This window comes from Marinobacter sp. MDS2, from assembly GCF_030718085.1.
Taxonomy (GTDB): domain Bacteria; phylum Pseudomonadota; class Gammaproteobacteria; order Pseudomonadales; family Oleiphilaceae; genus Marinobacter.
This window is the reverse complement of the sequence record NZ_JAVAJF010000001.1, coordinates 97,411-110,176: the sequence shown is the minus strand read 5'-3', so window position 1 is coordinate 110,176 and position 12,766 is coordinate 97,411. Positions and strand designations below refer to the sequence as shown.

At 53.1% G+C, this 12,766-nt stretch carries 15 protein-coding genes; 5 read left to right on the top strand and 10 right to left on the bottom strand.

Features of this window, described 5'->3' with window-relative positions; all coding sequences use genetic code 11:
• The first annotated feature begins 45 nt into the window (after positions 1 to 45).
• From Q9245_RS00515 to Q9245_RS00505, 3 genes are all read left to right on the top strand, one after another.
• Positions 46 to 534, top strand: coding sequence for a hypothetical protein (locus Q9245_RS00515; RefSeq protein WP_305895331.1), 489 nt, complete (start codon positions 46 to 48; stop codon positions 532 to 534).
• A 106-nt stretch (positions 535 to 640) separates the two neighbouring features.
• Positions 641 to 1,006, top strand: coding sequence for a glyoxalase superfamily protein (locus Q9245_RS00510; RefSeq protein WP_305895330.1), 366 nt, complete (start codon positions 641 to 643; stop codon positions 1,004 to 1,006).
• Between the two features lie 102 nt (positions 1,007 to 1,108).
• Positions 1,109 to 1,441, top strand: coding sequence for a YnfA family protein (locus Q9245_RS00505; RefSeq protein WP_305895329.1), 333 nt, complete (start codon positions 1,109 to 1,111; stop codon positions 1,439 to 1,441).
• Positions 1,442 to 1,494: 53 nt separating this feature from the next.
• Here the strand turns inward: Q9245_RS00505 and Q9245_RS00500 are convergent, their stop codons facing one another.
• From Q9245_RS00500 to Q9245_RS00490, 3 genes are all read right to left on the bottom strand, one after another.
• On the bottom strand, positions 1,495 to 2,427 hold the full coding sequence (locus Q9245_RS00500) for a formate/nitrite transporter family protein (protein ID WP_305895328.1): 933 nt from the start codon (positions 2,425 to 2,427) through the stop codon (positions 1,495 to 1,497).
• 106 nt (positions 2,428 to 2,533) lie between these two features.
• The gene (locus Q9245_RS00495; protein ID WP_305895327.1) at positions 2,534 to 3,709 is read right to left on the bottom strand and encodes a GGDEF domain-containing protein; all 1,176 of its coding nucleotides are present in this window, start codon (positions 3,707 to 3,709) and stop codon (positions 2,534 to 2,536) included.
• 8 nt (positions 3,710 to 3,717) lie between these two features.
• A complete protein-coding gene (locus Q9245_RS00490) occupies positions 3,718 to 5,109 on the bottom strand; it encodes a hypothetical protein (protein ID WP_305895326.1) in 1,392 nt (463 codons plus the stop codon).
• A 183-nt stretch (positions 5,110 to 5,292) separates the two neighbouring features.
• Here Q9245_RS00490 and Q9245_RS00485 point away from each other — a divergent pair, with 183 nt between their 5' ends.
• On the top strand, positions 5,293 to 6,075 hold the full coding sequence (locus Q9245_RS00485) for an enoyl-CoA hydratase (RefSeq protein WP_305895325.1): 783 nt from the start codon (positions 5,293 to 5,295) through the stop codon (positions 6,073 to 6,075).
• Here the strand turns inward: Q9245_RS00485 and Q9245_RS00480 are convergent, their stop codons facing one another.
• The 3 genes from Q9245_RS00480 to Q9245_RS00470 are packed head-to-tail and all read right to left on the bottom strand — an operon-like array spanning position 6,076 to position 8,282.
• Positions 6,076 to 6,579: a DUF192 domain-containing protein gene (locus tag Q9245_RS00480; RefSeq protein WP_305895324.1), complete on the bottom strand. Its 504-nt coding sequence runs from the start codon at positions 6,577 to 6,579 to the stop codon at positions 6,076 to 6,078.
• Positions 6,576 to 7,337: an ABC transporter permease gene (locus Q9245_RS00475; RefSeq protein ID WP_199007110.1), complete on the bottom strand. Its 762-nt coding sequence runs from the start codon at positions 7,335 to 7,337 to the stop codon at positions 6,576 to 6,578. Before Q9245_RS00475 ends, Q9245_RS00480 begins: the two co-directional genes overlap by 4 nt.
• Before the next feature lie 24 nt (positions 7,338 to 7,361).
• A complete protein-coding gene (locus Q9245_RS00470; protein ID WP_305895323.1) occupies positions 7,362 to 8,282 on the bottom strand; it encodes an ABC transporter ATP-binding protein in 921 nt (306 codons plus the stop codon).
• A 169-nt stretch (positions 8,283 to 8,451) separates the two neighbouring features.
• On the opposite strand from Q9245_RS00470, the gene Q9245_RS00465 reads away from it, so the two are divergent.
• On the top strand, positions 8,452 to 8,868 hold the full coding sequence (locus Q9245_RS00465) for a hypothetical protein (RefSeq protein WP_305895322.1): 417 nt from the start codon (positions 8,452 to 8,454) through the stop codon (positions 8,866 to 8,868).
• A gap of 51 nt (positions 8,869 to 8,919) precedes the next feature.
• Here Q9245_RS00465 and Q9245_RS00460 read toward each other — a convergent pair whose 3' ends face one another.
• The 4 genes from Q9245_RS00460 to Q9245_RS00445 form a co-directional block, all read right to left on the bottom strand.
• Positions 8,920 to 9,435, bottom strand: coding sequence for a hypothetical protein (locus Q9245_RS00460; protein WP_305895321.1), 516 nt, complete (start codon positions 9,433 to 9,435; stop codon positions 8,920 to 8,922).
• Positions 9,436 to 9,661: 226 nt separating this feature from the next.
• Positions 9,662 to 11,128, bottom strand: a complete 1,467-nt coding sequence (locus Q9245_RS00455; protein WP_305897140.1) for an ABC transporter permease — start codon at positions 11,126 to 11,128, stop codon at positions 9,662 to 9,664.
• A 16-nt stretch (positions 11,129 to 11,144) separates the two neighbouring features.
• The gene (locus tag Q9245_RS00450; protein ID WP_305895320.1) at positions 11,145 to 11,795 is read right to left on the bottom strand and encodes an ATP-binding cassette domain-containing protein; all 651 of its coding nucleotides are present in this window, start codon (positions 11,793 to 11,795) and stop codon (positions 11,145 to 11,147) included.
• Positions 11,795 to 12,673, bottom strand: coding sequence for a putative selenate ABC transporter substrate-binding protein (locus tag Q9245_RS00445; RefSeq protein WP_305895319.1), 879 nt, complete (start codon positions 12,671 to 12,673; stop codon positions 11,795 to 11,797). Before Q9245_RS00445 ends, Q9245_RS00450 begins: the two co-directional genes overlap by 1 nt.
• Positions 12,674 to 12,766 lie beyond the last annotated feature (93 nt).

Here is a 12,766-nt window from a genome sequence, read left to right as displayed (position 1 = left end):
ATGCGTCGCTGTTTTGCGCGTTAAAATGTAAATACAGGAGGTTACATGCAACGGATCGCATCACAAATTACTCTGCCGGTTAATCTGATCTTCCTATCCTTGATCCCTAGCATTGTCCTTGCCGACAACTCGACCCCTGAAGACTATCTCGCTAATAAACCGCTGGTGTTGGAGGTTCGGTATTGTGAGTGTCAGGCTACAAAACCGGATAGCTTACCCTCTGATATATTGCCAAGCTTTCTGGAGGAGTCGAGACTTTTAAGGGTTAGCGTATCGAGCAAGGATAAAGGCTTTGCCTCTTCCAGTGAGTTGTCCATAGGTTATGAACTCAAGCCAATCATGGGCTCGTCCGACCAATTTCAGTTCAACTATGCTGGCAATTACACTACAAGCAATGGGAGGAGTGCTGGCAACGGGGAGTTGCTGTTGGTTCAGGGGCAGTGGGTCAACCTTTTCGGCTCACAGCATGAGAACGAAACTGGATCGCAACACAACAACGTTGCGGTGCGGCTGGCTAACCCTATAGGTTCCTGATGGTAGGTTTTAACCAATGCAGGCACGGCGACGCCTACTACATTGCGCTTTCGGCTCCATTTCGTAGGTGCGCATGCTGCAAGCGTTATGCGTAAGGAGAGCATAGATGCAATTTAAAGCCATTCCGATTTTTCGGATTTTCGATGAGGAAAAGGCCAAGGAGTTCTACCTCGAATTTCTCGGTATGTCGTTGGATTGGGAGCATCGCTTTGAGCCGGATTCGCCTATTTATATGCAAGTTTCTAGAGGAGATCTGGTCTTTCACTTGAGTGAACATTCTGGAGATTGTACTCCCGGCTCTAAAACGTTCGTGAGTATCGATGACATTGAGGCTTTGTATAAGGAAGTCACAATGCAAGAGTACAAATATTCTCGACCGCAAATTACCACTGCACCCTGGGGCGACAGGGTATTCGAAGTGATAGATCCGTTTTCAAACAAAATATTATTCGATGAACCCTGCACTACATAAAAAGGTCAAGTGCGGCGACGCCTTTTTCGTTGCGGCTTCGCCTTCCATACGAAGTGGCGGATGCTGGCAGCATTATGTGTTACGGCCAAGGAGTGGGTCTTTATGCCTGAATTGAAAACTATTGGCCTTTTCCTCGTTACCGCATTGGCGGAAATTGTCGGCTGTTATTTGCCCTATCTCTGGCTTCGCGAGGGTAAGACTGTCTGGCTTCTGGTGCCGGGTGCGCTGAGTCTAGCGGCATTCGCTTGGTTGCTTTCGTTGCATCCGACAGCCGCTGGCAGGGTCTATGCCGCGTATGGTGGCGTTTATATCTTCATGGCAATACTTTGGCTTTGGGCAGTGGATGGCATCCGCCCCACTGTTTGGGACCTGGTTGGCTCAGCCGTTGCTTTGGTAGGAATGGCAATCATCATGTTTGCGCCTCGCACCACATAACCAGTGCATTGAAGTTGTTCCGGCCAAGAGGAGCCTTGCCCTAGTCGGGCGCCTCACATTTCTTCCTGAACCTGCCCATAGGCGAGCATCGCGAATAAACCTGTACCGCCGAGAATGTTTCCGATCAGCACTGGGGATATGTGGTAGAGCAGGGCGTTAAAGATCGTCATTTCTCCATTGACCACCAGAGCGAATATTTCGTTGGCCCCGGCGATCACATGGGTAAAATCACCCGCCGCGATCAGCCAGGTAAACATGACGATAACCAGCACTTCGGATCTCTTCGCCGATGGCAGCATCCAAACAATTGCCGCAATGAAAAAGCCCGATGGAATCCCGCGTAATAGGGTTTCGGCCGGAGTCAGCGTTGCTAGGTGGCGCGAAATCTCAAGGATCGCCGTTAGGGTGTCTGCGGGAAGGATGCCCCCGTGGACGAAGATGGCAGCGGTGATAAACGTGCCACACAAATTGGCCGCAAGCACTATTCCCCAGAGGCGGGCACTGCAGTAAAACCCGTTGCGCGTCGGCTGGGCCAGAACTGGCAGCACAACGGTGATGGTGTTCTCGGTGAACAGTTGCAGCCGAGACAGAATCACCAAGACAAACCCGAATGAATAGCCCAGGCTTGCAATCAACGTTAGATAGGGATGGTCAGGGCCTAGGTTGGCGTGGATAATGCCTTCGGCGAGTACTGAGGTGGAAATCCCAAGCCCTGCTGCCACGCCGGACCACCAGAGCGAGATTTTCGGGCGCTCCAGTTCCTCTTTGCCCTCTCGAAGGATGACGGAATAAACAGCTAGCGACGACAAGCTGCGATTTTGGGAGACGTTATCACGCTCTTGTGACGTCAGTGATTTTTCGGTCGGCGTTGGTGTCTGTTCGCGAGCTTCGCGATCCCCGGCTTTGGCGCTCGAATCTTGCGCGTGTGCGTCCTCCTTGGTGTTCTTTTCGGAGGTGGTATCCCGGTTAGTTTTCCCGTCGCTCATTCAACTATCCTTTAGCTATCCAAAGACGTTTTTGGTGCCTGGCTAACATCGGAAGATATTACACCTATCATGTTTGAGCGACGCACCACATGACCCGCACACTCATTCAACCAGAAGCCACCACAACAACTCGATCACGCCCCTGTTTTTTGGCGGCGTAAAGTGCATTGTCCGCACGATGCAGTACTGCGCTCCAATCGCGGTCACCGGCGCAATACTGTGCCACGCCGAAACTTGCTGAAACGGCCAGATCGGTTTTAGGGGGGATTGCTATCTGCGTTTCGGCGGTTTTAGCTCTGAGATCTTCCGCTACCTGTGCGCCTTGGTCAGCGTTATTGTTGGGTAAAAGCAATACAAACTCTTCACCGCCAAAGCGCGCAACCACATCATGCTGCCGCACTCTGCTTTTGAGGATGCCGGCGAAGCGTCTCAACACCTCGTCACCTACATGATGGCCGTGCTGGTCGTTTACTTTTTTAAAGTGATCCAAATCGCACATTATGATGGCGAAAGAGCTGCCAGAGCGCAGTGCTCGGCTGAATTCGATTTCACAACATTCGTCGAACGCCCGCCGGTTGTAGACTCCCGTCAAAGGGTCAACCCGAGCCATCTCCGAGAGTTCATCTTGCAGCTCATCGGAAGCCATCCAGATCGTGGCAAACGAAGATAAGATCACCAAAAACTCGCCGGCAATGACCGCCAAAGAGCTGAGCAACCCTGCGTTCATGAAATCATCCGGCGCTACCTGATAGAACGACCAGAGCAAACGGAAGACAAAAAAGGCACCTACCAGCAAAAACATGCCAATAAGCATTTTGACGACCATACGGCTACGGATGTCAGTGTGCTGCAATAGCCCGTAAGCGCCGATGAAGGATGCGATCGCAAATGCGGTTGAGAAAGCCTGAATACGCGGGATCAAATCTGGGGTATGGAATGTATAAAAGTACAACACAGATGCAAGCAGCATCAAAAGGGCGGGGCTCAGCCAACGCTCAAGAGGCAATGAGATACCAAGAAAACGAAACAGGCCCCGATAGGTCAGCACTACGCCCATAATGATCGCCAGGTTGGAAATCACTATGGAGGCAAAATCATGAATAAAATGACGCAGGCCGAGCAAAACACAGCCGCCGCCAATCAGAAAATAGCCTAGACCGATGGTTTTTATGCCAAAGAACTTGGGATGCTCTCTGGAATAGGCAAACATGCCCAACCCGAACACGATGCTAAACAGCATCAACGTCAGGCTGAGGGTGCGAAAATCAAGTTGGATAGACATGAACTTTCCTATAGGTTCTTTTTCTTTTCGCTTTCTTCACCGTCCGGCTTGGGCCAGTTTGCCTTTTTCTTTTCGCACTCCACAATCCCGCTGCTACTTAACCTCAAGCTCCAGCGTTGTGCGGATAGGTGTTGTTGGCCGGGCTGGGAGTACACCAGAAGCAGGTCGTAATCGTGCTGCTTTTCAATGGGGTGTGCTTTGATCTCGGATGTGAGGTCGTCTTTTTCACTCCAGGCGTACAGCTTGTTGGTTGTGGGCTGAATCATTTCGCACAGGGCATCGCAATCCAGGCTCAGGCGTTCCTGCAGGTGGCTCTTTTCCAGAGCCGAGTGATCAAAGTAGGTAACCGAGCGGTAGCACACGATTTGTTGTGCTTCGTTCGTGACCCATTTGCCGGAGCTTTCTTTCACCTGTTGGGGGAGGTCTGCGCGTTTACGGTAATCCAGCCACACGCGCTTTCCCGCGAAGGGTTTGTTGGTGTAGGGCGTTAATAGGCGAATTTTCCAGCGTGGTTTTCCTTTGCGCAGCCAGCGAGTGATGGCGCTAATCATGTCGTCGCGCAGCAAGTCCCGAACGGCGTAAATGAGCGCAATGCCGAACAACAGGCTGAGCGACAGCTGCTCGCTGATGGTGCGGGTGTTGAACAAGATGTAGGTGAACAGCGCCATAATGAGCGTGGTTGAAACGGCCTTCACCATTTTGCGGGTGCCTTCGCCCAGCTCGATCACTTTCGGCCTGAGTAGTACCGGGTATTCAAGCAGGCGGTGATAAAGACCCATCCTGTTCCATACCCGCGTGGCATTGCCTTTGAAACTGCTTTTGTATTCGTGTTCCTGGCGGTGCAGGTATTCCCGTTCCAGAAACTCGATCACCGATTCGCGAATCTCTTCGCCCAGCTCATCAAAGCCGTCCATCGCCAGGCATTCCAGCAAAAACTGCTCGGTATGCCAGGAGTAGTAAATGTCGGCTAAACGGTAGTAGCGTTGCTGGCTGCTTTTGGCTGGCGAGGAGTTGCGCAAACGCTGAGCAAAGTTGCGGCTTAGGCGCAGAGCGCGTTTGATCAAATCAACACTCAGACCGGAACTTTCAATTTGCTGGCGCAGCCGCTCCATGGAGGCGCGATACTGAAACAGCCACGAGCCGAAGGTGATTTCGTAGTGAGGTGAGAGCAGGGCGAATGCCTGGTTGGATTTGCCGATACGATCCTGTTCGGGCAGGCCCAGCAAACTGAACCGGTGTTCGATTGAGGTGAACAGGAACTGCTGTTCGGAAAGCGTCCAGGAGGTCAGGGTGTCTTCGTGCGGGGTGAACAGGTAAAGGTCTACCTGATAACGCCCCGGCTCTGACACAGTGCGAGTCAGCTGCAGGCGATGATTACCTTTGCGTTTCATCAAAAACACATTGCTCTCCCAGCAACCAATGCTCGCTTCAGAGTATACCTTGGTGAATCCGGCGATTTTTCAAGGATCTAGCTACGTCTTAGAGTATAGGAAAACCTTGTGTTGCCGCTAGTATTCGACAGTCGTAGCAAGTTGTCTGATACTGGGCGCATCCTAATAAATAAGCGTTTCGGAGATATCGACATGGCAGAATTACTGACACTCACCACGGATGACCAAGGCATCACGACGCTGACCTTGAACCAGCCGGAGCGGCGCAATAGTCTCTCTCTGAAAATGCTGCAGGCATTAGGCGATGCTCTTTCGGATATCGCGACGAATGGTTCGTCGCGAGTGGTTGTGCTGTCGGCAGCGGGCCATGTGTTCTGTGCGGGCCACGATCTCAAGGAGATTCGTAGCCAGTTCGATAGCCATGCGTTTCAAAAAGAGCTGTTCGAGAAATGCAGTGAAGTGATGCAGCAAATCGTGAACCTGCCGCAACCGGTGATCGCTCGAGTGGCAGGCGTGGCCACAGCGGCTGGCTGTCAGCTGGTGGCCAGCTGTGATCTGGCCGTTGCAGAAGCCGGGGCGAGGTTTGCGACACCGGGGGTGAATATCGGTTTGTTTTGCTCCACACCGATGGTTGCGTTGTCTCGGAACGTGTCTCGCAAGCATTCAATGGAGATGCTGCTGACAGGAAACATGATTGATGCGGAACGAGCAGAGCAGATGGGGCTGGTTAACCGAGTTGTGGAGCCGGAGTTGCTGGATGAGACGGTATACAGCATGGCCGCGACCATTGCGGGGAAATCCGCCCACACTCTCAACGTGGGTAAAACAGCGTTCTACCGCCAGCTGGAAATGCCGCTCAACGAAGCTTACGACTACACCGCAGAAGTAATGGCCAGCAATGTGGTTTCGCACGATGCAAAAGAAGGCATCTCTGCCTTTTTGGATAAGCGCCAGCCCGAGTGGCGCCACTCATAATCAGGGCGGGCAGGTACCTTCTGAAGGCCAGATGAGCCGGTCACCCTCATCAATACGATGAGCTTTGAAGTAACCGGCATTCATTTCCACGGCATTCCGAAACGGTTTTCCGGCCGGGTAAATGGGGCAGTCTGAACTCCGGGACGATGTGCATGGCAGCATATGGCGGACGCTGACGATTACGCCGCGCTCGTCGAGAAATGCGATGTCGAGCGGTATGAGGGTTTTGTACATCCAGAAGCCATACCGGGCAGGGCGGTCTTCCTGATATTCAAACACCATTCCGGCGTTTTCATCCAAATCACGCCGGCCCATAAGCCCCTTCTTGCGTTCTTCCGGGTCGCTGGCGATTTCAACCGTGACCGGATACCCCTCACCACCACTCGCAAAACAGGCTTGTACCTGTTGCAGCTTGACCGGCTCGGTTGTTTTACCGGCTTCGGCAGCGCCGCAGCCCGCCAGAGCCAGCGCGCAGAAGGGAATTAAAGCGGTTATGATGTTCATGACCGCAAACGATAACCGGTCTTGAAGATCCACCAGATGGTGGTCAGGCACATGGCGAGGAACATCAGAGTCATGCCCACACTCACGCCGATGTGCACGTCTGAAACGCCATAAAACGCCCATCGGAAGCCGCTGATCAGATACACCACCGGGTTGAATAAGCTGATGGTTTGCCAGATTTCAGGGAGCATATCGATGGAGTAAAACGTGCCGCCCAGAAAAACGAGTGGGGTTACGATCATCATGGGTACGATCTGCAGCTTCTCGAAACCATCTGCCCAGATACCAATGATGAACCCAAACAAACTGAAAGTGACAGCGGTCAGGGAGAGGAACGCTACCATCCAGAACGGGTGCAGAACCGAGTAGTCAACGAACAAACGGGCGGTAGCCAGGATGATCAAACCAAGCAAAACCGATTTGGTAGCGGCCGCACCCACATAACCCAAGACGATTTCGAAATAGGACACCGGTGCAGACAGCACTTCGTAAATAGTGCCGGAGAATTTCGGCATGTAGATACCAAACGAGGCGTTAGAGATGCTTTGCATCAGTAGCGAGAGCATGACCAGTCCGGGGATGATGTAGGCCCCGTAGCTGATGCTGTCAATATCACCCATGCGGGAACCAATGGCTGAACCGAACACCACGAAATACAGGCAAGTGGAGATCACCGGCGACAACACGCTTTGCATCAGCGTGCGCCGCATACGCGCCATTTCAAACTTATAAATTGCTTTTACACCGTACAAATTCATTTCCATCTCCGTGCGGGCGCGGTTTTACTCGTTAACTAGACCAACAAAAATCTCTTCGAGAGAGCTTTCCCGTGTTTGAAGGTCACGGTATTCAATGCCCAAATCACCCAAAGTGCGGAGCAACCGGGCAACGCCGGCCTGTTGTTTCTGGGAGTCGAAGGTATAAATCAGTTGGTAGCCATCTTCTGACAGTTCTACAGGTTCGAGCGTCAGCTCTCCAGGTACGGCTTCCAGTTTGTTTTGCAGATGCAGGCGCAGCTCTTTCTTGCCCAGCTTAGACATCAGACGGTCTTTTTCTTCAACCAAAATGATCTGGCCCTGCCGTATCACGCCGATGCGGTCGGCCATTTCTTCGGCTTCTTCGATGTAGTGGGTTGTCAGAATCACGGTGGTGCCGTTCTCGCGGAGTTTTCGAACCATCTCCCACATGTCGCGGCGCAGCTCCACATCCACGCCTGCGGTGGGCTCGTCCAAAAACAGGATGCGGGGTTCGTGGGACAGGGCTTTGGCGATCATCACACGGCGCTTCATGCCCCCCGATAGCGACATAATTCGGTTGTCGCGTTTATCCCACAAGGAAAGGTCTTTGAGCACTTTTTCGATGTGGCTGGGTTTCGGGGCTTTGCCAAATAGACCTCGACTGAAAGAAACCGCATGCCATACCGTTTCGAACGAGTCGGTATTGAGTTCCTGGGGCACCAAGCCTATGGCTTCACGGGCTTTGCGGTATTCTTTAACGATGTCGTAGCCCGCTGCGGTCGCGTGCCCGCTGGATTTGTTGACGATGCCACAGATAATGGAGATGAGCGTTGTTTTGCCGGCACCGTTGGGGCCTAGCAGAGCAAAAATTTCCCCCGGGTAGATGTCCAGATTGATATCATTGAGCGCCTGAAAACCACCTTCATAAATCTTGTTCAGGTTCTTTATGGAGATATCCGGCTGCACGGCTATGTGTCCTGTTTATGTGGGTGACTCAAACCAGAAAGCCGCACATTTTCTCACGGTGGCGGCAGTTTAGAAACCTTTGCCTTGTGCGCACATATCCCCATAATGTGAGCTTGCATACAAACTGAGGCCGATGATGTTACGTGTTCTAGGAGTAGCGGTTGTTCTGATGACAGTAATCGGGACGGCCTTTTGGGCGCTGAAATATCCCGAAGACGCAGAGGAGGAAGTTGCGCGCCCGGAATGTGATCTTCTGGCAGGCCCTTGCAACTGGAGTACGCCCGAAGGGCAATGGCAGGTTAGCCTGACGCCTCAGGTGGGCAAGGCCGGACAGCACCTTTATGCTTTGACCGTCGAAACCCCGAATGCGCCTGATCGCTTTCTTGCCGTATTGCGAGGCCGTTCGATGTACATGGGCGAGTACCCCGTGCCATTGAAACAAGAATCTGCCACCCACTTCCAGGCAGAATTTGAAGCCCCCTTATGTGCGACCGGGTCTGAGATGGTGTGGCAGATCGATTTGCAAAGTGGCCAGCAACCATTGGGAAGTGTGTCGCCCATCCTGTTCTTTCAGGCAAAGATGTAGTTGGTTTTTTAATTGTTGTCTCGCGCCGTATCGACTGGAAACAAGACCGGTTCAGATAAAGGCATTGCTTGTAACGGCTTCATACAAGCTTGCTGATGAGGGCACGTGGTGGTTGTCTTCCCAGAATTCCGCACCTTCAAGCCCAGCCCGATAACAGGCGAGCAAGATGTTGTTGGAGGTGAGTGTGGCAATGGCTTGTATCGCTTCGGTTTGGCGCATGCCGGTTTTCCGGCTGGCAATGCCCGCAACAATTACGGCTAATCCGTCAGAATGGCGTGCAGCTTTCGGGCACAATGAACAACTAGCCCCGTAAAGCCAGGCGGTCGCGTAGGCCCTCACGGCAGGCGGGGCTTCAGCGATCGATAACCCCTTCAAATGGCAATCCCGCTCTTGTAACCCGGCAAGAATATGCAGCTTTGAGCACAAATCAGCTCGGTCCAAAGCCATAGGGACTGTATCTTTCGCTGGTGCGCGGGTGCGTTTGCCGGACGTGTAAGGCCAATCACTATTAATGAATGCAACAGGGCCATGAGGCTCAGCAACTTCCCGCCGGCTTAAACTGTACATTCGCACCCCCAGCAGGCCGAGCAATAACAGAAGCCCGATTTGAGTTATTGCCACCACCCCGTAGACCATTGCGCTAAGTTCCTGAAAACATTGTTGATGCGTTGCTCGATGGCAGGAAGTGTAACATTGAGTAACTGCGGTTCGGTGCAACCCACTCCACAGTTCGTGGTGGATTGCACGTGGGCTTGTTGATCTGTGACGCTTGTCCCAATGGTTTTGGGGAAATTCAGCAGGTGGGCATGGTTTTGAGGGCAAGTTTTCGCCGAATGTAACGGCCGAGGGCATCCACGCCAATGTTCAGTAGCGCCGTAATCAGAATCAGCACCATCGCCCGGTCAAAGCGGATGTTCTGGATAGCACTGTCTACATAAAAGCCCAGAGTGTATATGCCCAGAATCCCTAGAATGGCGGTCTCCCGCATGATGATTTCCCACCGGTAAAACAGAAACGCCAGGAAAGAGCGGTATACGCGGGGCAGCAATTCCCAGCTGTACCGGGACAGGCCGGTTGGTGCGTCAGGGCGCAGTTCGATGGTATTGGTTTGCCGACCAATCAGATGGCCGATAATGCCGCCATTATGCAGCGCCAGTGCAACCACCGCCGGGAGCATGGAAGGCCCCCAGAGCTGAAGCAAGATATACGCGAGGATGTATTCGGGTGTAGAGCGGGCGATGACCAAAAGAATGTGACCAGAAGTGCGCCGGACCGGCCCGCCAAAGTGTCTGGAGATGAGCGGGAAAGCCAGCAGCGACAAAATGCCGGTGGCGACCAGAGCAATCTGGGTGAGGACTACGGTGTTCCAAATGCCGGGCAGCGCCTCGTTAACCCATACATCGGCCATCCATTCGGAAAGCCCGATCAAACCCTCGCCGTTGCGCAGGGGGGCCGGAACAATGTCTTCGGTAAAGAAGCGCTTTACATTGCCCCAGATAATGGGCATGCCATCACCCAGAAAAAACGGCGCTGCTAAAATGTAGGCCGGAAGCAGCTTGGGGCGAACCCAAAGGGGCATGGTGGCAATCAGAACGTAAAACAGCACCAGCATGGCGCCGGCGTCGGAATACAGCCCTTGAGAGAAGGACGATTCCAGATAGAAACCCAGCGTGGGCAGGCCAACAAACCCGAGAATGGCTGAAGAGCGCATGCCGCACTCAAGGCGGTAGGCGGTGTAGGTTCTGAGCTGTACCCAGCAGTCCGGAATTTTGGCGTAGAGAAACGCCGAAATGGCTGAGGTGCCGGGCGGCAGAAGCCGGCCGGGCTCTGGGTCGGATTCTTCAAAGATCTCTGAATACACCTTGGCAAAAATGCCGGCGTAGGGAATGGCGATGGCCAATACACCGGTGAGCGGATGAAAGCCGAAAAACTGGAGAAAGATCAGGGCCCAGAACAGTTCATGAATAGAGCGAATGAACGCGCAGAACATGCGTACGGGTAAGAATCGGTACACCAGCGAGAGAGCGAATCCGCATACGCTGCCAAGGGCCACGCCGACAAACGCAAATGCGACTGTGCGAAGCAGTGCTGTCAGCAAGCCTTCGGTGCTGAAGAAGTTAGGCGTTACGACCCCCCAAAACAGCCGGCCCAAATCCTGCCAGGGATTTGCGGTGGTAATGGCAATGTCGGCCACCAACAGTCCCGCTAAGGCGATAGCCAGGAAAATGAAGCTGGTGCGGACGGTAGGGTAGGCGAACATGGTTTTGATCGGCCAGTCAGTAGATCGAAGCAATGTCTGACGCTACCAGATTTTTCGCTGGTTCATCCAGCGCTATCTGGCCGTCTTGAATGCCGATAATCCGGTCGCAGTAGGCGAGCGCCATCTCTACGTCGTGGAGTGCAACAATGCTGGTGTTGAAGCGGCCGGTCAGCAATTGCATGGCGGCATGCGCCATAGGGCCATCCAGAGCTGAAATGGGTTCGTCAGCTAACAGTATCGGCGCTTGCCGATAAAGTGCACGGGCAATGGCTACCCGTTGGCGTTGGCCACCCGACAGTGTTGCCGCTGGTATCCATAGCTTTTCCGAAATCGAGAGCTCATCGAGCAGAGCTTTAACGGTGTTCTTGTCTTTTGAAAAGGGGCGCAATAACGTCAGCGTGTTATACCAGGTCGGGTGATGGTCAAGCTGGCCCATAAATACGTTATGGAATACCGGCAACGCATTGACTAGCCCTAACCCTTGCGGAATCAGAGATGCTTGCTGCTGCAGGCGTTCGTAAAGCACTTTGATCAGTGTTGATTTCCCCGCACCACTTTTACCGACCAACGCGATGTGCTCACCTTCGTTCATGTGAAGTGACAGCGGGCCAATCACCCGCTGTCCTTCAAAGCTGGCTGTCAGGCCATGAAAATCAAACTCTGACATTAATCCAGGATTCCAATGTTAACGGCTGTCTTACGGATCGGCTCGTAATCGTCGTTAGACGCAGGAATAAACCCGGACCGGGGAAAGCTTTCCAGCAGGGCAGGGTCGTCCAGCTCCAGCAGAGCTTCGGTTACACGGTCTTTGAAACCTTCGCCGAAGGTTTCGTTAACATCGCCTCGGATGGTCCACTGGTAGTCGGGGTAGGCAGGTGTTTTCCAGATAACCTGCACGGCATCGGTATCAATATTGCCGTTGGCCAGTTCTTTCTCCCAAACCTGGAAGTTCAGAGCGCCAACTTCATAGGTGCCGGCTTCTACCAAGCGCAACGTGCGGGTGTGGTTACCGCTGAACCCGACGCGGGAGAACACGGAGTCCGGGGCTTCGTTAAAGGTGTCACGAATGTAGAATTCCGGCATCAAGCGCCCAGAGGTGGAGCCTTTAGAGCCAAACGTAAAGGTTTTGCCGCGAAGTTGGTCTTCCAGGCTTTCCAGAGAATCGGAAGGCTCGATACCGGTTTCGGTATTGGCGATGAAATAAGTCTCGAAGGCTTCGTCTTCAACGCCTTGGGCGATGGCTTCGGATCCATCCACCAAACGACGCGCCTGCACGCCAGACAGGCCGCCAAACCATGCCAGCTGTACTTGATTGTTTCGGAATGCCGATACGGCAGCGGCATAGGATTTAACCGGGATGTAGCGAACCTCTACATCCAGTTTCTCTTCCAGATAATCCGCGACGCCACGAAAGCGCTCAACCAGTTTGGTTTCGTCTTCGTCAGGGATTGCGGTGAAAATAAAGGTTTCGGCTTGAGCTGCTGAAAACACAGACATTGAGATAAGGCCAGTGGCTAACCACTTGCGCAATTGTTTCATCGCCATGGAATTCATTCCTTTGTTATTTCTGGTCAGCGAGGGAAAGGCGGGTGCCAATATCCGTTTCAGGATACCTTGAATTACGTGATTGATGAACCG